At 45.5% G+C, this 21,314-nt stretch carries 31 protein-coding genes and 1 pseudogene; 31 read left to right on the top strand and 1 reads right to left on the bottom strand.

Annotated features, from left to right (window positions below; genetic code table 11):
* Positions 1–53 precede the first annotated feature (53 nt).
* The 31 genes and pseudogenes from CU081_RS25740 (at position 54) to CU081_RS25585 (ending at position 20,329) form a co-directional block, all read left to right on the top strand.
* Positions 54–482: a hypothetical protein gene (locus CU081_RS25740; protein WP_000069824.1), complete on the top strand. Its 429-nt coding sequence runs from the start codon at positions 54–56 to the stop codon at positions 480–482.
* Positions 483–546: 64 nt separating this feature from the next.
* A complete protein-coding gene (locus tag CU081_RS25735; protein WP_001290639.1) occupies positions 547–804 on the top strand; it encodes a hypothetical protein in 258 nt (85 codons plus the stop codon).
* Positions 805–959: 155 nt separating this feature from the next.
* A complete protein-coding gene (locus CU081_RS25730; RefSeq protein WP_000833775.1) occupies positions 960–1,568 on the top strand; it encodes a hypothetical protein in 609 nt (202 codons plus the stop codon).
* Positions 1,569–1,738: 170 nt separating this feature from the next.
* Positions 1,739–2,989 (top strand): site-specific DNA-methyltransferase, encoded by a 1,251-nt coding sequence (locus CU081_RS25725; RefSeq protein ID WP_000104393.1) that lies wholly within the window; start codon positions 1,739–1,741, stop codon positions 2,987–2,989.
* A gap of 294 nt (positions 2,990–3,283) precedes the next feature.
* Positions 3,284–3,604, top strand: coding sequence for a hypothetical protein (locus tag CU081_RS25720; RefSeq protein WP_000834113.1), 321 nt, complete (start codon positions 3,284–3,286; stop codon positions 3,602–3,604).
* A 242-nt stretch (positions 3,605–3,846) separates the two neighbouring features.
* Positions 3,847–4,173 carry a hypothetical protein gene (locus CU081_RS25715; protein WP_000556022.1) on the top strand — a complete coding sequence of 109 codons (327 nt, stop codon included), beginning with the start codon at positions 3,847–3,849 and terminating at the stop codon, positions 4,171–4,173.
* Positions 4,174–4,238: 65 nt separating this feature from the next.
* Positions 4,239–4,496, top strand: a complete 258-nt coding sequence (locus CU081_RS25710; protein ID WP_001052325.1) for a hypothetical protein — start codon at positions 4,239–4,241, stop codon at positions 4,494–4,496.
* Positions 4,497–4,725: 229 nt separating this feature from the next.
* Complete coding sequence (locus CU081_RS25705) at positions 4,726–5,517, top strand: hypothetical protein (protein WP_000774871.1); 792 nt, start codon at positions 4,726–4,728, stop codon at positions 5,515–5,517.
* 50 nt (positions 5,518–5,567) lie between these two features.
* Positions 5,568–6,017 (top strand): hypothetical protein, encoded by a 450-nt coding sequence (locus CU081_RS25700; RefSeq protein WP_000182312.1) that lies wholly within the window; start codon positions 5,568–5,570, stop codon positions 6,015–6,017.
* Between the two features lie 165 nt (positions 6,018–6,182).
* On the top strand, positions 6,183–8,567 hold the full coding sequence (locus CU081_RS25695; RefSeq protein ID WP_000469469.1) for a phosphoadenosine phosphosulfate reductase domain-containing protein: 2,385 nt from the start codon (positions 6,183–6,185) through the stop codon (positions 8,565–8,567).
* 249 nt (positions 8,568–8,816) lie between these two features.
* Complete coding sequence (locus tag CU081_RS25690) at positions 8,817–9,056, top strand: hypothetical protein (protein WP_001180999.1); 240 nt, start codon at positions 8,817–8,819, stop codon at positions 9,054–9,056.
* A 62-nt stretch (positions 9,057–9,118) separates the two neighbouring features.
* Complete coding sequence (locus CU081_RS25685) at positions 9,119–9,430, top strand: hypothetical protein (protein ID WP_000172888.1); 312 nt, start codon at positions 9,119–9,121, stop codon at positions 9,428–9,430.
* Positions 9,427–9,621 (top strand): hypothetical protein, encoded by a 195-nt coding sequence (locus tag CU081_RS25680; RefSeq protein WP_000159617.1) that lies wholly within the window; start codon positions 9,427–9,429, stop codon positions 9,619–9,621. Before CU081_RS25685 ends, CU081_RS25680 begins: the two co-directional genes overlap by 4 nt.
* A 54-nt stretch (positions 9,622–9,675) precedes the next feature.
* Positions 9,676–10,209 (top strand): HNH endonuclease, encoded by a 534-nt coding sequence (locus CU081_RS25675; RefSeq protein ID WP_000241452.1) that lies wholly within the window; start codon positions 9,676–9,678, stop codon positions 10,207–10,209.
* Between the two features lie 110 nt (positions 10,210–10,319).
* A complete protein-coding gene (locus CU081_RS25670; RefSeq protein ID WP_001371923.1) occupies positions 10,320–10,931 on the top strand; it encodes a DUF6012 family protein in 612 nt (203 codons plus the stop codon).
* Positions 10,932–11,501: 570 nt separating this feature from the next.
* A complete protein-coding gene (locus CU081_RS25660; RefSeq protein ID WP_000368643.1) occupies positions 11,502–12,311 on the top strand; it encodes a toxic anion resistance protein in 810 nt (269 codons plus the stop codon).
* Positions 12,308–13,420, top strand: a complete 1,113-nt coding sequence (locus CU081_RS25655) for a toxic anion resistance protein (RefSeq protein ID WP_000609386.1) — start codon at positions 12,308–12,310, stop codon at positions 13,418–13,420. The genes CU081_RS25660 and CU081_RS25655 overlap by 4 nt, the downstream gene beginning before the upstream one ends.
* Positions 13,410–14,303: a hypothetical protein gene (locus CU081_RS25650; RefSeq protein WP_000252081.1), complete on the top strand. Its 894-nt coding sequence runs from the start codon at positions 13,410–13,412 to the stop codon at positions 14,301–14,303. Before CU081_RS25655 ends, CU081_RS25650 begins: the two co-directional genes overlap by 11 nt.
* 174 nt (positions 14,304–14,477) lie before the next feature.
* Complete coding sequence (locus CU081_RS25645; protein ID WP_000336109.1) at positions 14,478–14,705, top strand: hypothetical protein; 228 nt, start codon at positions 14,478–14,480, stop codon at positions 14,703–14,705.
* Between the two features lie 178 nt (positions 14,706–14,883).
* Positions 14,884–15,204, top strand: a complete 321-nt coding sequence (locus CU081_RS25640; protein WP_000071366.1) for a hypothetical protein — start codon at positions 14,884–14,886, stop codon at positions 15,202–15,204.
* A 516-nt stretch (positions 15,205–15,720) separates the two neighbouring features.
* Positions 15,721–16,032: a DUF957 domain-containing protein gene (locus CU081_RS25630; protein WP_001165367.1), complete on the top strand. Its 312-nt coding sequence runs from the start codon at positions 15,721–15,723 to the stop codon at positions 16,030–16,032.
* A 4-nt stretch (positions 16,033–16,036) separates the two neighbouring features.
* Positions 16,037–16,528, top strand: coding sequence for a DUF3085 domain-containing protein (locus CU081_RS25625; RefSeq protein ID WP_001371932.1), 492 nt, complete (start codon positions 16,037–16,039; stop codon positions 16,526–16,528).
* Positions 16,529–17,080: 552 nt separating this feature from the next.
* On the top strand, positions 17,081–17,284 hold the full coding sequence (locus CU081_RS25615) for a hypothetical protein (protein ID WP_000781547.1): 204 nt from the start codon (positions 17,081–17,083) through the stop codon (positions 17,282–17,284).
* A 54-nt stretch (positions 17,285–17,338) separates the two neighbouring features.
* The gene (locus CU081_RS25610) at positions 17,339–17,563 is read left to right on the top strand and encodes a hypothetical protein (RefSeq protein ID WP_000551490.1); all 225 of its coding nucleotides are present in this window, start codon (positions 17,339–17,341) and stop codon (positions 17,561–17,563) included.
* 39 nt (positions 17,564–17,602) lie between these two features.
* Positions 17,603–17,803, top strand: a complete 201-nt coding sequence (locus tag CU081_RS25605; RefSeq protein WP_000814953.1) for a hypothetical protein — start codon at positions 17,603–17,605, stop codon at positions 17,801–17,803.
* A gap of 222 nt (positions 17,804–18,025) precedes the next feature.
* Positions 18,026–18,337 carry a hypothetical protein gene (locus CU081_RS25600; RefSeq protein ID WP_000633161.1) on the top strand — a complete coding sequence of 104 codons (312 nt, stop codon included), beginning with the start codon at positions 18,026–18,028 and terminating at the stop codon, positions 18,335–18,337.
* A 53-nt stretch (positions 18,338–18,390) separates the two neighbouring features.
* Entirely contained in the window at positions 18,391–18,567 is a 177-nt protein-coding gene (locus CU081_RS26385) for a hypothetical protein (RefSeq protein ID WP_000802040.1), read from the top strand.
* Between the two features lie 145 nt (positions 18,568–18,712).
* On the top strand, positions 18,713–18,994 hold the full coding sequence (locus CU081_RS25595) for a hypothetical protein (RefSeq protein WP_000703842.1): 282 nt from the start codon (positions 18,713–18,715) through the stop codon (positions 18,992–18,994).
* 216 nt (positions 18,995–19,210) lie between these two features.
* Positions 19,211–19,816 carry a hypothetical protein gene (locus CU081_RS25590; protein WP_000137794.1) on the top strand — a complete coding sequence of 202 codons (606 nt, stop codon included), beginning with the start codon at positions 19,211–19,213 and terminating at the stop codon, positions 19,814–19,816.
* A 335-nt stretch (positions 19,817–20,151) separates the two neighbouring features.
* Positions 20,152–20,262, top strand: a pseudogene (locus CU081_RS26705) (DUF5431 family protein); the annotation flags it as partial.
* Positions 20,210–20,329: a type I toxin-antitoxin system Hok family toxin gene (locus tag CU081_RS25585; protein ID WP_223152483.1), complete on the top strand. Its 120-nt coding sequence runs from the start codon at positions 20,210–20,212 to the stop codon at positions 20,327–20,329. The pseudogene CU081_RS26705 and the gene CU081_RS25585, both read left to right, overlap by 53 nt.
* Positions 20,330–20,937: 608 nt before the next feature.
* On the opposite strand, the gene CU081_RS25580 is transcribed toward CU081_RS25585, so the two are convergent.
* Positions 20,938–21,258, bottom strand: coding sequence for a hypothetical protein (locus tag CU081_RS25580; protein WP_000332796.1), 321 nt, complete (start codon positions 21,256–21,258; stop codon positions 20,938–20,940).
* Positions 21,259–21,314 lie beyond the last annotated feature (56 nt).

Here is a 21,314-nt window from a genome sequence, read left to right as displayed (position 1 = left end):
ATGCTATCAACCTGATATAATTACCTTAACATGAATATGAGCGGAGCCGGGTTATGTCTAATAATACTGAAGTCATTAGCTGTGATTTATTTTCAACTCTATCTTCACTTAATTTTAGCACCGAGGATATTACAGGTTTGACTCCGGCCAACTTTCGAAAGGGAGCTTTCTTACATGCAAAAATTTCTGCTAGCCAGGCCACGCGAGCGACTGATATTTCCATTCAATTACTCACGGATCGTGTTTCAGGTGAAATGAACTACGTAATAGTAATTGGCAGGCACGAAGGACTCCTGCAAAGCGAAGCAATTGACCCAAACGCTGATAAGCAATACCGGGAAAACCGTTATTCTCGCCATTTTATCTCAGTAACCGATGCCAATACCAAAGCCCTGAAAAAAACCTGCAAGGTAATGAAAACATATATCAAAGAGCAGGCATTTAAGCCTAACACCTGGGGGCACAGTTTCATTAAGGGTTGATTTATTCTTGCCCCGGTGAGCCGGGGCAACGCTAAATTAACCTCAAACTGTGCTGGAGGCACAAATGTCTGAAAAACACTTTATCGTTAAAATCCAGAACCGAAACGGCGACCATGAGAATAGCTATGTTCGGTTACTCGTCAGCGATTGTGAGAAAAATGCTTGCCAGACGGCACTCATTTCAGAGTGCCATGGCGAGCTTGAACAGCTGAGTTTTGAAGACGGTGGGGTTTACGACTACAACGGCGAAAATCACTACAGTGTCAGGAGCTGCGTGGAGGTTGCTCCAGAAGACGTTGCAACTTTGCAACGCTTCCTTTAACACCTGCGACATTTGATTAAATATCGGGCGTCCGCTACAGGATGCCCGTGATTTAAACGATTCCTCAAAGATCGCTGTCACTCCTGATAACTGTATTAAGAGCAGGTTTGTGATAGGTTCAGCGTAACAACATTACTGGAATTTTGGTTGCCTTGATGAAGAGCTGCTTTTCTGATTTACCCGTTAAAGACGGCACGTCCGGAACCTGGAAACTGGACACATTCGAAATTACCGCAGATAAGGCGATGAGCCTCGCCCTTCGTGCCGAGTATACAGGTAATACAGACGAGTTTATCCCGCCCGGTAGATATCGGCGTTTGTCCAACGGCTGGGATGTGGTGATGTCCAATACCCCGATGGAGATCAGAACCTGCCAGGATTTTTTAGAGCGAGCCACCGGGCGCGTGCTCATTAATGGTCTTGGTCTGGGGATGGTGCTTCACGCCATTCTTCAAAAAGAAGATGTAACCCATGTAACAGTAATTGAAAAAGAACAGGACGTTATTAACCTCGTTGCGGCCTCGTTTGCAAACGATCCTCGCGTTGAAATTATCCATGCTGATGCAATGATGTATTGCCCACCAGCAGGCGTCACGTACAACGCATGCTGGCACGACATATGGCCAGACTTCGCAACAGCTAACCTCTCACAGATGGATAAGCTGGAAATTAAGTACCGGGACATCTGTGAATGGCAGGGCTCGTGGGGCAGGGAGGAGTGTGAGCAAAAGCACATTGAGTTTCAAAATCTTGGGGCTGATTGAGTACAACTTTTGAAGGTGTCTCCGCTAAAGAAGACTGGGTCTCTTTGCGCATGCCCAGCTGTGCTGCATGACCTGACAAAGCCTATAAATAAACAGATCGGTTTGATTTAGTAATCCCCCTTCCAACCATCAGGCCGATATTTAAACTGCATCTCCATTAAGGATGGCTGATGAGCACGATTTCTACGGATTTAATTGCACGGATCTACGCAGCCTCCGAATTGCCGTTGAGCAACGACGAGCTTTATCGCGAAGTGCAGCGTGAAACTGGCATGTCGGATGCCGAATTGCACGAACTGAAAGAATTTGGGTCAGATAAAACCAGAACCAGCGGCGTCAAACACAAAGTACGCTGGTTTCAGCAGACTCTTCGGCAGGCCGGAGTCATCGAACGCGTTCCAGAAAAACGGGGCGTCTGGAGATACTCCTCTAAGACGAAAACAAACCTACACGAGTCATGGGAAAAGCTCTGTGTTGTCGGTTTCTCAACTTCTCTTGGGGCATCGGTTTTTGGAAACGCCTATGCCTTCTTCAGCAATATCACAGAGCAAATTCATCTTTGCCTGACCTCGCCGCCTTACCTCCTTCGAAATTCAAGAGACTACGGGCATGGCGGGGGGCGTGGCGAGCAGGTTTATATTGACTGGCTTCTGCGTATCCTCGAACCGATCGTGAAACAGCTTGTACCCGGCGCAAGTGTGGCATTGAATATCACTCAAGATAGCTTTAATAGGGGCAGGCCTTCACGTTCTCTGTATCTGGAGCGTCTGACACTGGCATTATGTGACAAGCTGGGGCTTGAGCTCATGGACAGGCTTCAGTGGGTGAATCGCAGTAAGCCCCCATCGCCAACGCACTGGGCATGTAAGCAACGAGTGCAGCTCTGCTCATCGTATGAGCCTGTGCTGTGGTTTACCAATGATGCGAGTAAGGTTCGTTCAAACAACTTACGTGTACTGCAACCGCATTCAGAGCAGCATCTTAAATTGCAGGCAGCAGGCGGTGAAAATCGCACGACCTTTTATGGTGATGGGGCGTACCAGCTTAAAAGCGGATCCTTTGGAAATAAAACAGAAGGAACGATCCCCAAAAATACTTTGTTTTACGGCAATAGCTGCGCTGATACGAGATTTTGCCATTCCATTGCCCGCGAGCTAGGTTTTCCGCTGCATGGTGCAACGTCTCCTACCAGGCTTGCAGCGTTTCTGATTGAGTTTTTGACAGAGCCGGGAGATCTTGTTGTAGATCCCTTCGCTGGCCTGCATAAAGTTCCCATCGCAGCCGAGCGACTTGGCAGACGTTGGCTGGCGACGGACAAAATCATGGAATGGCTGGCGATTTCCCGAAACCTTTTTACGGCCGCACCGGGATATAAGAGTAACCCCATGCTGGACGAGCTCGCCGAACTGTATCGGGCTTAATGCAAGTTAACGGTTTTGATAAAGTGGTTTGAAGCGACAAGCGGTTTATTCATTTTGCATTGTTTCTACCATAAAATGACAATATTAACGGCTTAGCATACGCCGCAGAGATAATTAGGGTGCCATTCATTTCCGGTTGTCTGTATTAACGAGTGTATTCAATATTCACTTGTTTCTCCGATATAGACCCAACAAAAAAAACTGATGGTTGTGATACAGAACTTGTTGAATTAACATCCGGTACATTAACTATATTGGTAATTTAGACGGTTTCTAAATTAAAGGTGGACAGATATGAAGTCAGATACAGAAATGGTTTCTCCTATCGAGTTGCACATTGGCGATCATGTCCAGCGGCATGGTGCTTTATTTGAGGTTATGCATATTGTTGAATCCGAATGCGATATTCCCGGCGGCATCCGGGTAGCAGCATGCATTTCACGGGTTATCGGTGACGTTACGGGCAATATTCCTCGTGGTTGGCTGGAAACACCGAAGCGTATGGCTGAGCGAGGAGTTAAGTGGGCGACGAGTCTGCCTGAGGGGCTTTACTTTAACATCCAGGGGAACGCACATGCGAAAGTAAGCCGGGTTATTCGTAATGTGACTAATTGAAACTTTTTTCTGAATTGCGGTGTAAAAGTTACTTTTCACCGCATCGTTTTCCCTAACTACTAAATCAGAGCTTCTCTGAAATAAGCGGATTTAACCGCTAGCGATTTATTCAGGCCATTTTATTCTAATCATTATCCTACACTTCAAAAATATTCATTATTTTTTCTTCTGACCTATTAGCCAGAATTCTCGATTCGGTATCATTTACTTACGGTAAATCTTTTGAAAACGAGGTAAATGGCATGCATTCTCAGGATCCTATCACGAAATTAACCCAGACGTTGCAACGCGACGATGGTTCTCAGGTTCGTATTGTAGCGCAGCGGGGATATGGAAGTGGGCTTACAGCCTCGCTTGATGTGTACGTTCTCCGTCGTGATTCCTCTGAAAGCAACTGGTCACTGTGCGGAAAAGATCCTCACCCAGAGTGGAGAAAGATGTCAGTAGATGAGTATCAGAAATTTGGACGCTCTGAAATGCTGCGTTATGCCACACCAGGTGAAATTCTCAGGGTGGCATCCGCTATTGGCCAGCCAATGAGCTTCCTCGATGGCAACCCTGCGTTTTAGCCCGAACCCTGGCGACGCCTTTTAAACCGGCGTCATTCTTTTTACGAGCAACAGACGGAGAAAAAATGAATCTGAACGAACGAAGCACGAGCGCAGCAACGCCAGATTTGAGCCGACTTTATCTCATTTCCGGGCGCATTATGTTTGATGATGATGATCAGGCCTACCTGGTCGAAGCCGACTCCCCTGGTGATGCAGAGGAGGCTTTCCGGCATCATATTGCTGACAGTGCCGACGACTTAGAAAAGGTGATTATAGTTTCCTCTACAAGTTTCGCTTCAGCTCACAGCAGTCGCGTAATTTGTCGGCCTGCCGTGAAGTAATTTCAACTTCCAATGATATTTCCCTCTTTATAAAAGCCGCCGTCTGGCGGTTTTTATTTGCAAAAATGAATATTAATCCTGAATGATATTAATTTAAGATGAGGTAGTGTTCATATTCTTCTTCTTAATATTTTTTCTAAAAAAACGCCTTCAGGTTATTAGTTGGTATTAGTGTATTTGTTATGATCTTCTCATCAAATACATTAATTAAATAATCAAGGAGTCAACTGTGGCAGATAATTATACTCAGGCGTCGTTTATTATTCCCTGCACTCAGGAGCAGGCAAAAATGGCACAAGAAGCAATCACATTCGTTACCGAAGCAGAAATTGCAGAAGGTGAGCGTTTGCTTGATAAGCCACTGACAGATTGTTCTCTGACTGAGAAGCTGATCCTCAGTATTATCGAGAACCACCCTGAGTATGACCCTTCTGAGCCGAGCTTTGGGCAACCATCCTGCCCAGACTGCAATTATGAACTGTTGTTCGCAACAGAAGTTACCAGCAGTGGGCTGGCAGTTTTTCATGGAGAGACCATTGATCTTGACCATGCAATTTGCCTCACAACTGCCGTGCTGTCGGTATTCGACCTCTCGGAAATGGTAACAATTACTGCTGCATTTACATGCAGTAAAAGCCGGACAGATGAATTTGGGGGTATGACTATTCTGGTCACAAAGGATACCCACTATTACCAGGATGGCTGTCAGTTTTCTCGTCTCATGAATGAGGCTCACAAAGCCGGTATCCAGTATGCTCTGTGTAAAGTGACGCATTACCACGGTGAGAGCAGCTATGTGGCAAGCTATGTCCTGAGCTGCGACGTAGCGGATTCAGCCCAGGAGGTCGTTAACAAACGACTGAAGGCATGTGCCGGAAAAGAGCCAGAAGACGGAATCTATATTCTGTGTGAAGAAGACAACACTAGTCTTTCGGTCGAACTCGTTACAGAACTGTCTCCGCTCGATTACGACAAGCTGAGCAAGCTTCTCCCTTCCCTTGACACCCTTTGCGGCGCTTAAGCCTGCCAATTACCGTAGCCACCGGTTTCCCCGGTGGCCTGGAGCCTGCCATGACCAATAAATTCATAGTTTCTACCGTTGATTGTATCAATGAATTTGCAAGTGACGTTCCGCAGAGTGTTTCCTTACGGATAGATACAATGCTTGAACAGCGTATCCGCAAATTGGCGGCATACGTGAAAGAAAACGATCTTCATTTAACTGAGTTTTACTTCTATGACGCTAACTGGTCATTTTGTGGTGAAGATGAAATTCAAGAAATAAAAGACATGGATGAATATAAGCATAGCGACAGCATAAAGCAGGAAGCGATGCTGCGGGAAGTAATGCCATCAGCACGTACGGAATGCCCGGTTATTAGGGTGATGAAAGATTCATTTCAGCTTTCAGCTCTACCACGCCATTGTGGTGATGACATGACTCTTAACACTCCTTTTATTCCGCTGTCTGAGTTGAAAACAAATAATACGGCATTTATTACGCCGCCAACCTATAACTAATAGCTGTGCCGGGTGATTAAATTACAATGGATTATTTTTATATATATTGACATTAAATCCGCGTGATTTTTATTTAATATAATTTCGCTAAATGGTTGCGCTGTAGTTATTTTAAAGTTCTAATAATATCAGTGATGCAGCATATACCGTGGTTCAGGAAAATATATGTTTATTGAAAAAAGCGACTCATTCCTTGAATTATCCTCAGAAGTTATTTTTCCTGAGGCGGCTAATGCTGCCATTTTGAAACATGATAAATGGGCGGATGTTTGGGAGACCCTGACAACCGATGCCGATCTGAACTATACCGATGAAAAGGAGACTGTGAGTCTTTCTTCTCTGGTCATGTCAGCCACATCTGCTATTTATCAGGCTATTACGGACGGCTGGACAATGTGCGTGGGATACAGTGGCGGCAAAGACTCCCATTCTCTTCTGCACCTGTTTCTGATGGCATTGATCAGGGCAGTACGTAACGGCACAAATATCAGCGAACATCATTTCATTCAGATGTCCGATACGCTGATCGAAAACCCTGAGATGCACTATCAGGCTTCACAGGTTCTCAACCAGCTCAGAATGTTCATTGCTGAACACCAGCTACCGGTCACAGTCCTTGTCGCCCGACCGTCTCTTACGCAGAGCTGGGTCGGCCGCATTCTGACTGGGCGCGGACTTCCGACCTGGACTAATTCTTCTACCCGACAGTGCTCAACCGACTACAAAATCGCGCCCCTGCGCCAGGCCAAAGCTCGTTACCTGAAAAACGCCCCGGCATCCGTTCGAAGCAGGGTATGCCTGATGCTGGGCTCCAGGGATGATGAAAGTGCCCGAAGGGCCGGAAATATCCTCAAAATGGGAGGGCAGGCGAGGAAAGTAACCCTGACTGAGCACGGTGGTGAACTCTATCCGGTAAAGGAGTGGCGCACTCAGGACATCTGGTCTTTTCTGATGGCCTGTGGTTCCGAATCACGCTTCCCTTTACCAAGCTTTATGCCGGATAACTTCAGCCTGGCAACGCTTTATAAAGACGCCACCGGGGAGTGTATCTGGTCGCCGGAGAAACCCACTCGAACATCAGCTTGTGGGGCTCGATATGGGTGCTCGCTTTGCACAGCAGTAGGGGTTGACCATTCAATGGAAACGCTCCTTCGAACTGACCCGGAGAAATACGGTTATCAGGCTGGCCTGAGTCGTCTTCAGCGATTTCTTTCTAAGATCCAGTACGACTGGAGCCTGCGGGATTATATCGGTCGTAAAGTGTTCGAAGGCGGATATGTGCGTCTTCAACCCAATATCTTTTCTTCGTCCCTGACTGAACGTCTTTTTCATGCCTGTTGCAGCCTTGATTATGTTGAAGCAAGACGTGCGGCAGAGCATCGCAGAAAGCTACTTTCCGGCGAGGTTGACGATACGGCTTATAACCGTCGTATGGCTGAGCCACAATTTCGGCTTGTACAGGAAGCAAACGTGATCCACGTTGATTTCCTCTGGTCGTTGCACTGTTTCAACCCTCGCCCGTTTCGGGCAATTGAGATCTATCGCAGGGTCTGGGAAGAGGCCGATCTGGACCTTCTTGAGGATGAGCCTGACATGCAGCCTGTGCCCCGTACACCAATGCCAGCTCCACTCTGGATGAAACTGCCCGGAGGCCGGTTCGGTACAGCTTATGATGGACTGACTGATACGTTGCCGCTGATGACCTATTTTGACGGGCAGGCTGACCCCAGGGCTTCACGTAGCCTAAAGACCGGAGAGAGCAGTTCTGTCGTCGTGGCATTCGAGGAAGAGGATGAGCTGACTGTTGAAGAAGATACGGCGTCCTGGATTATCTGGCATGAATACGACGGGTTACGCCAGCGCATCGCTGACGGTGAGTTTACTCCAACGACTGCTGCTCAGTATCTTCTTCGTTATGGCGCGGTCCGAATTTCAAAAGGCAAGGGCGCTGTCTATCATCGTCTCGCACAACGGGGACAAACCTTTTCCCGCCTGGGGATAGGCGACAGAGTGTCGCTTCCAGAGCTGGTTGCCAGTCGGCGTTTTAAAATACTCAGTGATTCTGCATACCGTCAGGTTGTAGCCCGGAAATTGCGTGGACAGATAAAAAAGTTCAGATTCTGGGCATGCGTAGCTGCCTGTGTTCAGTTGCACGTACACAACAAGACGGCACTCGGAGAAAGAATTTTAACGTTACTCGAAGGTGAGAGGGAACAGCAACAAGGTGCGATCCAGGCGAAGCTGAAGGCGGGAATGATGGATGCAGTTCTAACTCTGTGTAACCAGCGACTCCGGGTGAAAGAAAATACTAACCAGCCAGAGGAGTTCCGCTATTACCGTGCCGTAAGAGCTCGTTTCATGCGCCATTTATCTGAATGCCTTAAGCCAGAAAATGGCGGCGTTATCCGTGACGTTATCTGGGAACTGAGGGTGCTGAGCAGTGCTCACGGTACGACCAAAACAGGTTTTTACTATGTCGATAGCAATCGCCCGACAGCGAAAGGACTGTTAAACCGCCTTCTGATGAGGATGGTCAAGCAGGTCGTATAAGCGTCTGAAACGCGAAACACACGAAAATGGAGGGGTTATACAAAAAAAACTTAGCTTTGATCGTGATGTAATGTGGACATCATGTCCAAGCGTTGCTGCATCCAGAAAAGTAACTTTAATCCTGTTGATACAGCCCTTGCATTACCTGTTTACGCATAGCGTGGAAACGTTCTAATTAAACCAGACGAATATAAATTTAAATTAATTCACTCACCCCCGGAATCGGGGAACTAAACAAAAGGATCATCAATGCAAAATCAAAATACACCCGCTCAGGAAAAACACACCGTATACCTTTTTAATGCCGAACATGCTGACAAGACAGCCGCCAAGCAAGCCGGGAAACTCTTCACGCTGGACATTGAACACCCAATGACCCTCAACGATCTCTCGCTGCTGTGTGAGTCGGTCGCGGACGCTGTGGGAGCACCTGGCGGAATTAAATATGAAATCACAACAGAGCCTAATGGGGTTCAGGAGGAATACTGAATCAGTGTGGTGTGAGTCCATTTTAATTTGACGTTTCATGAGTTCTATCGAGAGGCTGAAGTATGACTTTGAAAATGGAAAGTTCCCGGACTTCCAAGCCTGAGGGGCCATTTGTATTAATCACTTTTGAGGGGGACGAATTTCTTTTTGATGACAGACATAATGTCGTCAAGATAAATGGCAGGCCTAAAAAAATGGATGTAAAGCGAAATTATTTTGAGTCCGATCTGGGAGAAGGGAAAGCGAAATACTGGACTTTAAATATCGAAGAGGCTCATCGGTTCAATTCGATTGATGAAGCGACAGAACAACTTTGTAAACTGAGTCGCCCTCATCTGATCAAAATTCGCAAAGTTGAGGGGGTATCTGAATGACCAAAGAGATGTTTTTACGCATTTTAAATGAGGCACAGGCTCGTGTGGATAACGATTCGCTTCCGCTTGATGTTCGTATCCGGTCACGCACCACGGTAAATGATTGCGTCATCCGGGCAGATAAAGAGGGGTGGCCTATTGAGTATAAACAGAAGGTCTGGGTAGATGCAGTCAGTGGCTGTTATCTTTAGCGGTTACTTAAGCCAGTTCCTGTGCCCGTGAGCTTAGTAAAGGCGGAAAATGATATGGTCAAGGTGATAAATATCAACGGGAATTTAGTTGAATTACCTGAGCCCTCAGCAAAGTTATCCAAAGCTGAATCACCTGATGGTAGGTTCTCAAAACCTAAAAATAAGATCTCTAAAATACAGCGAGCTGAGCTGCGAATGAAATTTGGGGGGCGTTGTGCCTATTGTGGTTGCAAGCTTCCTGAAAAAGGGTGGCATGCCGATCATGTTGAGCCTGTTCGACGCGACTTTGAACTGGTGAGAGCCCCTGTCGGCAGCGGCGTAACTCATGTTGCCCGAAGTACGGGTAAGGTTATGCACCCTGAACTGCATGCTATAGAAAACTTATTTCCATCATGCGCCCCCTGCAACCTTTTTAAAGGAGCTTTTAGTGTTGAAGGAATGAGAAAAGAAATTACCAAACAGGTTGAACGGGCTCGCGCATATAGCGTGAATTTCCGTACCGCAGAACGTTTTGGGTTGCTTCATATTGTAGAAAAACCGGTCGTCTTCTGGTTTGAGCAGTATAACGAACAGAAACAAAACGAATAATTTCTGTGAAACATAAAAGAAGTTAATCAGCAGTGGTTTACTAATTAAAGAGTGATTTAAATATTTTGATGCTGCTGAGGAGCTGCCTGGTATATCCTTCAAAGGAGAAAATGATGTATCTGCATCTTGTGCCCCGTATTCTTCACCATATGAAAAACAAGTGTACTCTCGTGTCAGTTTCTGTACCTGAATTGTCACTTGAGCTTAAAGCTGATTCGCTGGTGGCAATGAAACCTTATCCCAACAAGTCCTACCACGTTGTCATGTTGAAGGGGCGACGTGCATTAAATGGCTTTCTGGTAAAAAGCCCACGGACTTTAACTGAGTTCACAATGATAACAATCTGGGAAATTGAAGGCTTTGGAAAAATTAGTCATACCGTAAAAACGCTCGTTCAGGACAAAGACTATGACTTGGTCTCCCATGATGTCCTTTTGGCACATGCATACCATCAGAGGGAGGAAGAATTGGGGTACCGTGTACATCCATCCTATGACAGTCTAGCTCCCGTCGATTTTGAACCAACAATGCAGTCAAGGTACATAAAGGAATCCGATCTTTCCCACGACGTATGGGAAACCTATTCATGGGGGGAATTGCTGCGTTCGCGTGAAGAGACATTTCTGGCGATGACCATGTCATCTGCTCGTTTAAGCCATCCAGCATTCATCAGAGGAAACCGACTTCCTCAAACTGACCAGGCCATCATTATCAGTTCGTAACGACCTTTTATTCTTTTTGATGCCAGGCGAGTCTCCTTTTGCCTGGCCACTTTGATTTATTGCCTGGGAGTAACCTATGGATGAGCAAGATATTCTCCGCGTTATAAACGGCCGTGAGATTGATGCTTCTGACCTCCTGGAAGAAGCTATGCCGAACGCAGCCCGACGCTTTTATCGTTTAACTAACAGCATGAACAAATTGCTTTAGGAGGTCAGGGAGCACTTTCCTGACGCGATGTATTACTCTGCCAGCGGAACGGTAAGCCTGCTGTTGGGGAGCAGCCACGACAACAATGACCATCCGGTTAGAGAAATGGTCGCTGTAAGGTCACCAGATCTAAACATTGAAGGCGGTGATTGGTAGGTCAAGCAGGGGATCTATGTGCACTTCATGTCCTAACTTCATCCAGTGCTGAATTCAGTGCACAGACAGTAGGGGACTTCTCCTTTAATCAGAATGGCAAAGGGTTACGTGAGGATCAGATTCTATTTTTTTGCCTCGAAAACGGATAAACCCAGGTTTTGGCGCTTTAACCGAAAAATCAGCAGAACGGTAAATGATAGGCTGTCATGGATAACCATTTTGAGGCAAAAATGAACGTTTCAACTGACAGCAGCAACATATCGATAGCAGAACTCAAAGAAGAATTTATACCCGGTCTTCTGCTTAATGCTGGGGCAATAAGCCATTACGGCGACTCGGCTTTATCTTCGAAGGCTATGGATAAGTATTCAAATCTTCTGGAGAAAGACGCAGTTACCGCTTTATCAGGAGCCTTGAACCGTATCGTAAGTGCCTTAGCGGAGGCAGATCCACGTTCTATCAGTAGCAATCCATCCTGGTTTTCCCGCTTTACGGGCAAACACCTTGAAAAGCGCGTTCGTTACCAACACGCACGTGAGAAGGTGGAAAATCTTATTAATGAGGGGAACGGATATCTGACACATGTGAATGAGACGCTACTGGCTTTAGAAGAGCTGCTTGAAACATATGTGTCAGAAATCAAACGCCTTAAAATTTTTATCCAGGCAGGCCATGAGTTCCTTAGGGATTCTACCGAAGAAAAAAATAGTGACGATCTAAGCCTTGTCTTCGATAAACCGAGGGAAAGATTTGCCAGACGTTTAGCTAACCTGGCAACACTGCTTGCGTCTCATGAAATGGCCGCCATGCAGATGGAAATCACTCGCGGGACTTGTATAGATATTGCTGACCGCTTTAACGAAACTATAAAAGTCCTGGTTCCAGTATGGCGGCAACACACACTTTCGCTGTTATCAGTAAATAACACTGACCCTACGATTGTTAGAAAAGCTAATCAGGCCCACGAGGCTCTTCTAAAAAGCCTGCGACAAAATTTAGAGGGATTCCAAAAATGATTAATAATTTGACCACCAAAACTGAGGTTGTTGCTTTTACTTTGACTTCCGCTGAACTGGAAAAGTTCGGGCTGAATGAGCAAGATGAACAAGAGATTAAAGCCGTCGCGGAATGCATTAATGCCGATGATCCAGGAACAGTTTATCGTTTTGGCCGGGCAATGGGGGAAAACACTGCTAATTATGCGGATAGCCTGCTTGAGCAAATTCGCAATAAAGATTTAGACGAAGCCGGGAGCAAATTAACTGAAATTATCAACCTTGCAAGAAATGTAAACATCTCGAACTTAACTGAAAGTCGTTCAAATCTGCCAGTTATTGGCCCTTTGTTGGATAAAATCCGCACCCGTGGGAAGAATTTCGCCGCACAGTTTGAATCAACTCGTGAACAAATCGATGCTCTGGTTTCAGAGGTTTCAGTTACACAGAATAGCCTCGGTTCTAATAATATTTCGCTCCAGCAAATGTTTGATGAAGTCGTTAAAGAACACCACTTAACAGGTGTACATATTGCTGCCGGTAAATTAAGGCTGGGAGAATTACAATTAAAAGCAGAAAATCTCAGAGCTAATGTTGGTAACAATCCTGCTAAGTTCCAGGAAGTATCTGATCTGGATACGCTAATTGCTAATTTAGAAAAACGTATTGGCGATTTAGTTGTTTCTCAGCAGTCTGCTATGCAAGTATTGCCAATGGTACGGATTATACAGGCAAATAACCAAAGTCTTATCGACAAGTTTCATAGCGTCAAAGAGGTTACTGTCCCTAATTTCAAGCGTCAGTTTCTGTTAGCCATTTCTCTAAATGGACAGCGTAACGCTGTAAATCTTGCCAATGATATCGATAATGCCAACAATGAGTTACTCCGTAGTAATGCAAAATTACTGCATCGCAATGCAGTAGAAACTATGAAAGCAAACCAACGGCTGGTTATTGATATAAGCACCCTTAAAGAGGTGCAGGATACGCTTATCCAGACGGTTGGCGATGTTGTTAAAATCCAGAGAGAAGGGGCTATTAAGCTCAGGGAAACAGAAAAACAGGTTCTTGCCATGCGTGAGAATTTGCGCACCCGACTGACACAAAAAGGGGTAGATCATGGTGCGTAACCTTAAGAGTAGTGACGATTTTTCCCGTGAACTGTCATTTCTTTTTCACCGGTCTATAAAGATTAGAAATTCAGGTTTCGCGATATTTGGTGCGGGCCTGCTGATAATGATTTTTGGTCTTTGCTTGTGGTTGCTGTCATTACACCTCTCACCTTCAGTTCTGGACTTTGATATTGATGTGCCCTTGTCATTCTTCAATTCATCTGAAGGTGAAGATAAGTTAGTGGTTTCGGATTTTGGCGATGCATTTGGAGGCTTCCTAACTACATATTCTAAGTTGCTATTAGGGATTATGGGGCTATTAGTAGTTTCTTCAACTGCCTTTAAAATTTTAAAGGGGGAGGAAATAGGTGAGATATTCCCGATGCTTCTAATTGCTGGCGCTTTTCTTATCGGCTTGTCAGTTTTTACATCTGCTTTAGGTTCGGAAGAGACTGATGCCACTTCAGCTTCGACTGTAAAGGTTATCAAGAAATATGTAAAACATGAAAAATACGATAAACTTGTCGCATATTTAAATGATAGTAATTGGCCCTCAGGCGAAGAGGTATCTGTAAACTATTTAAAGGCGCAACTACATATAAAACTCGGCAAGCCAGATGTGAAGTTAACACAGAATGTTGTTAGGGCGTATATGTCTGGTGTATTACAGTCAAATATTCCCGTGAAAGTTCGTTATGCATTGGAAAAGACAGCTTTAGATAAATCCGTCTCACCACTTGCGATTCGTTATGAGCAAAAACGTATGTCTAAATCACATACCTTTTCAAAAGCGTCGGTTAATTGTCTTAAAGTAGGTAGTCCCGTCGCATTCGTTGGCGTTTTGTTCGCTCTTCTTGGTATAAAAATCAGGCGGCGAGTCAGATTCTTAGAATCAAATTGAATGAAAGCCCGGTACGCTGGGCTTTTTTATTCAGTAACTTTTATCAAATATGTAGTAATTTACCGGAATCTGCTTCTCCAGCTTGTTAGCTGAAAAGCTTACTCAAGTATAATAATCTACTTCTGATTATGTTTTTTATGGTTTTATTTTTACACAACTTATTAAGGATACATGATGTGTAACTTTACTCCTGTTCAAATTATTGCTGATTATATACTGAGGTTTCTTAAAAATAATACTGATGCCAAGCTTTATGAGGCAATGCAGCGTCTTGAAAAGAAAATTGGTCAGTTTGTCGCTGATGGGGTTGATGAACATCAATTACGCTCTTCATTAAGCAAAGTCTGTCGATCTCGTTCCAGGGCGGCTCTTAAAGAGGAGTGTGAACAACTCATTCCATAAAAAGAACATCATACGGGAAAGTTACTTTAACGGTGAATGGCTCGCTTCTGGCGGTTTAAGTTGACGGCCATTCCTACCATAGCCATCATAAAGTATGATTAGCATTCGAGTGTGGCACTACTAATTTTAATGGGCTACGCATTCAGTCTCCACCTCTCTAACTATAAAGGTTCTTTTCATGTCCAATAGCTTCGATAAGCCGCAAACGCTCCCGGTACATAATTCTGATGCCGAACCCTTTTTTCCGAAAAACCTTGGTCCATTTATCGAGCAGGTATCCGGAAGGGATCTGGCAATGCTCACAGAATCAGAGAAGGAAAAACTTGCGCACCTGATCAGAACTGGGCGTAAATATGGAGTTTCTGTCGCTATCGTTCCTGATACAGATTCTGCTGAGCTTCATGAATTACTGTCTAATGCCGATTCCATTGAAAGGCAGTTTTCCATCTATGAACGCATCCAGACGAAGATTGCGTTCACGCGGTGTCAGGAAGCATAAACAAAGTGAGAAATACAACTACGTGGTATGACGTAGAACATATTGAAATCACCACAGGCGAGCGAGGCGGCAGGATATGGGTGCTGAAGCTCTCCTGTGGCCATACAGTATTTCGCCGAATACCTCCTATACGTCTTCATAACCTCACAGCTTTTTCTCTGCGGGAGCCCCCAGAAAAATGTCGGTGCTCTCTTTGCAATTCAAGTCCATAATAAAGCCTTTTTAAAGGCCACAAACTGCATATCACTGGATAAATCATCCTCTACAGCGTTCATTCTTAAACGCAAAATTTATATTTCATTCATTCTATTTTAAAAGCGTTATAAAAGACGGAATCCTATTTAGTCTGTTTGATGCTTAAATCATCTTCAGTGCCTTTTATCTTTTACCCAGCGACTTTAACATTAACCTGAGCAGAAAACTTGTTTTCAAACTAAGTTCGAAAACTTTCTGCTCAGGTTATTAGCCGGGTAAGCCACTTTGTTATATTTGTTTCATGTTAACAGAGGAGGCGATATGCAAATTGAAAAGGTGATGTCATTACTTGAAGTGCTTTCAAGCTGGCTTGAAGATAACATCAATATGGATTCTGAAATTATCTTTGATAATGACGAAGATAATACCAACTCAGAAATTCTGTATCCTGCTGTAGAAAAGGCTAATGCCGTTTTGCGCAAAATGGCATCTTTATCTTCAGATTCTGTTCATGCAATTCGACAGCGCTTGCAGCTTGCCGTAGAAGGCAAAGCTGAATTGTCCCTCAAGGATGTGGGAGAGCTTCTGCTGGCAACAAAGTATCTGATGTTGTCCACTGAAGAGGGAGAGTAAGCCTGTGACCACTCTCGTATTTGAAATGGCAGATATCAATAAACTGATCGAAGAAATTCGCACCGCAAAAACGTTTTCGGTCACCCCAGATCAGATCTATGACCCGGCATGCTATCCGGGGGGAGCCCTCCTTAACGCTGAGGGACAGACTGAAGAAGAGGCGCGTAAAGCTGGTAGGGTTTTCTTTCCCTCATCCTCAAAAATTGCCAGCACACATCTGGTGCCAAAAGTGCTTCTCGCGCACAGTCATGGTGTATACCTGATCACTAATGCTGAGCTTGAGGGCTCTCCCGCATCCCGCGATACTGTGGCTTACGCCCAGGGGATGAATCCAAAACTGGATGAGGACTGGGATTACGCTTGTGATGCCGCTTTGGGTGGGTCTGATTGTAGCTATACCATTCCCGTTGAGTGGCTGGAGTTAGCGGTAGAGCAGGGTTTTCAGGAGTTTCGACTTCGAATGAGTGAAACCAATATCAAACTTGTCAGCAAATAGTATGTCCTTGCTGTATCCAGTCAAACATTGTCCGCCAGTCGAGCTGCTGGCGGATTGTTTTATATAAGGCCGGGAAGGTATGTCAGGTTTAAGCAGTTCCGCCCAGAAGCTTACAAGGGCGCAGATTTACGTGTTAAGACGGATGGCATCCGGCACGATCTATGATATCTCTGGCAATTTCAGACGGGCCAGAGAACGGCGTACGTTTATGGGGAATCCTGATGATGTGACGTGCAGGAGCTCTCCGGTCCTGTTCCGGCTGGGCCTCGTGGAGTTATGCCAGCCAGTAAGGCATCTGGAGCCAGGTTTATACTATCGGCTCAAGTTGAGCTCCTCAGGGCATGAAGCTCTTAAGGCGAACGCACACCTCTAACATTTGAGATAGTTCGTTCGCAGCCAGGAAAGTAACTTTCATCTCAAGTGTGACCCTTACTACCTCATTTATGAGTAAAACCCCCCTCTGATATGTCGAAAATGCTCATTTATACGAAAATAGTTTCTCTTCAGGTGTGATGTAATTACTGAGAATTCTCCCTGAATGGAAGGCAACCGATGAAAATGTTTTTTACCCCTTATGTTCGTATCGTTTTCTATTTTTGCGCATTGATTTTTATTGTTTACAGTTTCAGTGATTTTTTCCAGGGCGTCCCTGACAGCACCTTCTTCAGTGCGGTCATCACGCTACTTGTTATCGGAACCATTGTTGCCCGGCATCTGGATCGCAAAAAATCTCTCAAATATACTTCACAGATTTAAGTTTCCACTCAGGCCACTCTCGGGTGGCTTTTATAATTTAATAAGGACCGGTTCATGCATAACCACGAAATTCAGACCATTGCTATATTTAGTGCCCAGTATAAAAACATCGAAGATGCTGAAAATGCAGGTGCTTTATATTCAGTAGATATTGAATATCCGATGACACTAAATGATTTATCGCGGCTTTGCGACTCTATTGCCGAAGCAGTAGGTGTGCCTGGCGGCGTCAAATACCAGTTCGTGTCCCAGCCGGAAGCGCATGAAACCAGCTTCTGATAACCAGTAACCAAACTGCCTAAAAGCAGGTGCAAAGCCATGAAACAAACAAAGTCTTCTATGTCACGTATTGTGCAGCTGTACGACGGGAGCCGATACGGAAACTGCGAGCAGGCTGATAACGAAGGAGAGCTTTTTACGGTGGTGTTGAATAAGCCTTCGCAGATCGATGACATCCGTAAAATCGTAGACACAACCGCCGAAGTACTTGGCAAAGCTTTGCCAGTACTCCTCTTTTAAAGCTTACATCCGTGAAGGATAATTACGGTCTTACTACTTTCAGTTTTTCATTCCAGTGCCGTCCATTTTAATTTATCGATTTTAAGCGGTCGGCGCTATTTCATTGTTTCTTTTCCGACTGTAATTCCTTATATATAGGAATATTTCAAAGAATTTATCTCAGGTTATTTGTGGCGTGGTGCCAGTTGTTATAATGATTCCACATAATCTGGAGAGTCAATCATGATCACATCTCTAATGAATTTCCGCGATTTAACCGGAGAGGCAGTCATCCAGGCGCGGCAATGCGTTATTAATGCTGAGATCGAAGCGGCCCGGGAAAAGGTAATTCATGCTCGTTCGTTATTCAAAGCGGGTATACATAATGTTGTAAACGGTAGTTCTGGCATTAAGGCTGCGGCAGCACATTTTCTGGTGATAAAACGTTTACAGACTGACACTCGGTATCTGGACGCGGTTATCACTGATAACCTTTGCATGTTTTCTCCTGAGGGTTATCTGTATCTGTTTATGCAACAACGTTATTTCCTATAAAACAATGGGTTAGGTAAGTATCTTTCCATTAAAAACATTAAAAAGGTGACTTGATGAAACCATTTGGACTTGCCGGAAAACCCCGGCCCGAACCTTGCGGCTGCTGCTGGTATACCCGTGAGGACTGCCCTTACGTCAGCGCAAAACAGATCTATCGCCGCAGGCAGCGCAAGGCAGAACGCCAGCGTCAGCGCAGCACCATTGTGATGGCCGTTTCTGAATTTCGCTGACCTCTTCTGGAAATATCATTTTTTCTCCAGAAGAATTTTAAAATAAAGGGAAATCTTTTCACGGGTATCTGATGTTTATTGTTTATGGTAAATTGCGCCACATTAATTGTTTGTGGCGCAGTTCGTGATGGCTTAAGGATATAATATGAAAATCAGCCAGCTGGAATCCGGGATGCAGGTTTGGTCTGTAACCCGTACCAAAATGGGAAATACCACCATTTCAACGGTCATTGTCCACCCCGTTGTCATTATTGAAATTCATGATAACCATGTGATTGCTCGCTGGAACGGCAATGCACCACGTCGGTTTGGAGAAACGGCTATCAGGGGCTGGAAGAAGGAGAAGCCACTGCTTGTCCGTGAGCCTTTCGGAAATGTTCGTCTGGCCACCCGGGCTGAAAAAACCGCTATGCAGGAAAAAGAGTAATACCCCCTTTTAGCACCCACAATTTCACCGTCCATCTGCCTTTAACCTTGCCTGTTATTAACGGAATCCTTTCTGACTGGGCGGATCCCACGCATAACCTGAACTGTTGGCTAACCGTCTTACAGCCAAATTCCCTCCTTTATCTGGCAGGAGTGCGTCCGTGAGCTCTGTATGATCTACGTGTTTGTTAAGTAGAGCACATAACAGGAGTGGGGTATGACTGAATTAAATAAAAGCCCGTCCGGTTTTTCCGGAGCTGATGTCAGTAAAGAACAGGCTGCCATAAGGGCACTTGTAGAAAGAGTAGTGACCAACTATCGCAGCCGGACAGCACCTGATCGGGTTCAAAAGGCTTCGGTAGCGTTTAATGGGGGATTAATCCTGACCCTGATGCTGGCCTTGACGCTATTGGGCTACCTTGTGGCGGAATTGCTCAGGGGGTATGTTGCGGATAGTTCACCCTATGTGCCCGGTCTAAGTTATTCGCAATTTTCGATGCTTATGGTCGTTGAGCTGTGTCTATGCTTTCTTGCATGGTTTTTGGTTGTCACAGGGGACTATCCCCGGCCGTGGATATTTCAGGTAGTCCCGATGGAGCAGTACTGGTTCTTTGACGAAGTGGATGACGACGATCTTGCCCGGCTTTCCTGTAACCCTTACATCAAGCGCTGGCTACTTGATGAAATGTCCGGTATTCATCGACTGACCTACACGAGGCTGCATGATCGACTGGAGCGCATCTGTAATATTGCATCCCATCTCGAATACAGCCGTATTCAGGCACATAAGATTTCCCTAATCAACGGAAGCAGTGCCTCCTGATCCTACCATTGCATCCGGAAATTAAACGGGCAGGAACTGCACTGTATGTTCCGACCCAGCAGCTGCCCGTTACCCTTTTCTTTAGTATAAAATGACTTTCGCCGACAACCGGAAGTGAATCATGTCAAATAAATGAAAAATCAGTAATTTATGTAGGCGGGGTGTTTGGCTGATCAGGGCAGGGTGGTATAATAACGCTGGTGCTGGAGGCTTTTGCCCCAGCCAGCGGTAACACTGTTTGACTGTGGTAAAAGCAGAAAGCCCCGAGTAATTTTTCAATTAACCCGAGGCCCCTGTATGCTAGTCACATTCAGAGTAGCCTCTTGCCTGCTTAAATGCAAGGAGAAGAAGGCCATGAAAATGCCGAACCAACCCATTGTTTTGTGCATATTAATAGTTTGTTTAACGCTGTTGATATTCACCTGGCTCACACGAAACTCGCTTTGCGAGTTGCGGATGAAAGACGGAACAAGGGAGGTATCTGCTATCCTGGCCTACGAATCCGGTAAGTAGCTGACAAAGAGGGGGGCAACCCCCTCTTTTCGGGGTGTGGATTAGTATGCCATCGGCACCTTTTGAAAGGGTTTCTCCAGTCGGGGAAACCCTTTTTTCCTCCCGTCTTGTGGCATATAGCCTTTTGTATAAATCAAGAACCAGACCCAAAGAGTCCCACTTCACGCAAACCGTTCAAAAGCCTTAGCGTAATCCAGTCGGGAAAAATTTCACCGGTGCTCGTCCGGGCACGTACCGGAAACAATGGACTTCTCACTGGTCGGTAGCTCATAGAACGTAGCCATTGCGGTCAGTCCTTATTCTGTACCCAGTAGAGTTTTATGGCCGTCTGGCAAATCGTTCAAACATTGTCATTTCTGTTCTCGCTGCATCCGGTCAAATGATACGGTGAATTCAGCTCATGGGCATTCGCATCGCAGTCTACGAAGGCACCAGAAGTTTGAGGATGTTACGCAAAGAACAGTTATCAGGTTTGCTGGTGGGCGTAATGCCTACCTCTACTTTACTTCATAGGGATTCTTCTGCGGGGAAGCAAGAATTGACTCAACGTTGTCCGGTCGTACCAGATTTGTCGCGGAAAGCGCCTTTTTGTGAGGGGGGCCGCAGCGCTAAACCTTTTCCTGGAACGACATGAAGGACAGCAGAGCGTCCGCCCTGGAGGACAGCTCAATACAGTCTCCACGCTGCGGTTCTATCTCTTCGTCAATGGTTTCATTGTACCAAATACGCAGCCGCCATCCCTTCGCAGGGAAAGCGCTCTGCATCGCCAGGACCATCCCCTCCGGCGACAGCAGTTCTCGACAGAGGTAGCAGGCCCCGATCCGGGTTGAATCCCGCAGCCACATTACGGGATACTCTTTAACCAGTTGGTCATACACGCATTCTGCCATATGAAAGTAATTTTCGTCAGCCCTGCAAAAATCACACATTCGATTTCCTTAAATGGTGTTCATCGAGATAATTCAGAAAGTTGATTCGCCAAACT

This window comes from Enterobacter sp. CRENT-193, assembly GCF_002787395.1.
Classification (GTDB): domain Bacteria; phylum Pseudomonadota; class Gammaproteobacteria; order Enterobacterales; family Enterobacteriaceae; genus Enterobacter; species Enterobacter hormaechei_C.
Note: the sequence above shows the minus strand (reverse complement) of the source record. Positions and strands in the feature narration are given on the sequence as shown.

What these genes read in the sequence shown, in the direction of transcription:
- CU081_RS25740 (WP_000069824.1), top strand. Translation starts at nt 54, where the DNA reads ATGTCTAATAATACTGAAGTCATTAGCTGTGATTTATTTTCAACTCTA.
- CU081_RS25735 (WP_001290639.1), top strand. Translation starts at nt 547, where the DNA reads ATGTCTGAAAAACACTTTATCGTTAAAATCCAGAACCGAAACGGCGAC.
- CU081_RS25730 (WP_000833775.1), top strand. Translation starts at nt 960, where the DNA reads ATGAAGAGCTGCTTTTCTGATTTACCCGTTAAAGACGGCACGTCCGGA.
- CU081_RS25725 (WP_000104393.1), top strand. Translation starts at nt 1,739, where the DNA reads ATGAGCACGATTTCTACGGATTTAATTGCACGGATCTACGCAGCCTCC.
- CU081_RS25720 (WP_000834113.1), top strand. Translation starts at nt 3,284, where the DNA reads ATGAAGTCAGATACAGAAATGGTTTCTCCTATCGAGTTGCACATTGGC.
- CU081_RS25715 (WP_000556022.1), top strand. Translation starts at nt 3,847, where the DNA reads ATGCATTCTCAGGATCCTATCACGAAATTAACCCAGACGTTGCAACGC.
- CU081_RS25710 (WP_001052325.1), top strand. Translation starts at nt 4,239, where the DNA reads ATGAATCTGAACGAACGAAGCACGAGCGCAGCAACGCCAGATTTGAGC.
- CU081_RS25700 (WP_000182312.1), top strand. Translation starts at nt 5,568, where the DNA reads ATGACCAATAAATTCATAGTTTCTACCGTTGATTGTATCAATGAATTT.
- CU081_RS25695 (WP_000469469.1), top strand. Translation starts at nt 6,183, where the DNA reads ATGTTTATTGAAAAAAGCGACTCATTCCTTGAATTATCCTCAGAAGTT.
- CU081_RS25690 (WP_001180999.1), top strand. Translation starts at nt 8,817, where the DNA reads ATGCAAAATCAAAATACACCCGCTCAGGAAAAACACACCGTATACCTT.
- CU081_RS25685 (WP_000172888.1), top strand. Translation starts at nt 9,119, where the DNA reads ATGACTTTGAAAATGGAAAGTTCCCGGACTTCCAAGCCTGAGGGGCCA.
- CU081_RS25680 (WP_000159617.1), top strand. Translation starts at nt 9,427, where the DNA reads ATGACCAAAGAGATGTTTTTACGCATTTTAAATGAGGCACAGGCTCGT.
- CU081_RS25675 (WP_000241452.1), top strand. Translation starts at nt 9,676, where the DNA reads ATGGTCAAGGTGATAAATATCAACGGGAATTTAGTTGAATTACCTGAG.
- CU081_RS25670 (WP_001371923.1), top strand. Translation starts at nt 10,320, where the DNA reads ATGATGTATCTGCATCTTGTGCCCCGTATTCTTCACCATATGAAAAAC.
- CU081_RS25660 (WP_000368643.1), top strand. Translation starts at nt 11,502, where the DNA reads ATGGATAACCATTTTGAGGCAAAAATGAACGTTTCAACTGACAGCAGC.
- CU081_RS25655 (WP_000609386.1), top strand. Translation starts at nt 12,308, where the DNA reads ATGATTAATAATTTGACCACCAAAACTGAGGTTGTTGCTTTTACTTTG.
- CU081_RS25650 (WP_000252081.1), top strand. Translation starts at nt 13,410, where the DNA reads ATGGTGCGTAACCTTAAGAGTAGTGACGATTTTTCCCGTGAACTGTCA.
- CU081_RS25645 (WP_000336109.1), top strand. Translation starts at nt 14,478, where the DNA reads ATGTGTAACTTTACTCCTGTTCAAATTATTGCTGATTATATACTGAGG.
- CU081_RS25640 (WP_000071366.1), top strand. Translation starts at nt 14,884, where the DNA reads ATGTCCAATAGCTTCGATAAGCCGCAAACGCTCCCGGTACATAATTCT.
- CU081_RS25630 (WP_001165367.1), top strand. Translation starts at nt 15,721, where the DNA reads ATGCAAATTGAAAAGGTGATGTCATTACTTGAAGTGCTTTCAAGCTGG.
- CU081_RS25615 (WP_000781547.1), top strand. Translation starts at nt 17,081, where the DNA reads ATGAAAATGTTTTTTACCCCTTATGTTCGTATCGTTTTCTATTTTTGC.
- CU081_RS25610 (WP_000551490.1), top strand. Translation starts at nt 17,339, where the DNA reads ATGCATAACCACGAAATTCAGACCATTGCTATATTTAGTGCCCAGTAT.
- CU081_RS25605 (WP_000814953.1), top strand. Translation starts at nt 17,603, where the DNA reads ATGAAACAAACAAAGTCTTCTATGTCACGTATTGTGCAGCTGTACGAC.
- CU081_RS25600 (WP_000633161.1), top strand. Translation starts at nt 18,026, where the DNA reads ATGATCACATCTCTAATGAATTTCCGCGATTTAACCGGAGAGGCAGTC.
- CU081_RS26385 (WP_000802040.1), top strand. Translation starts at nt 18,391, where the DNA reads ATGAAACCATTTGGACTTGCCGGAAAACCCCGGCCCGAACCTTGCGGC.
- CU081_RS25595 (WP_000703842.1), top strand. Translation starts at nt 18,713, where the DNA reads ATGAAAATCAGCCAGCTGGAATCCGGGATGCAGGTTTGGTCTGTAACC.
- CU081_RS25590 (WP_000137794.1), top strand. Translation starts at nt 19,211, where the DNA reads ATGACTGAATTAAATAAAAGCCCGTCCGGTTTTTCCGGAGCTGATGTC.
- CU081_RS25580 (WP_000332796.1), bottom strand. Translation starts at nt 21,258, where the DNA reads ATGTGTGATTTTTGCAGGGCTGACGAAAATTACTTTCATATGGCAGAA.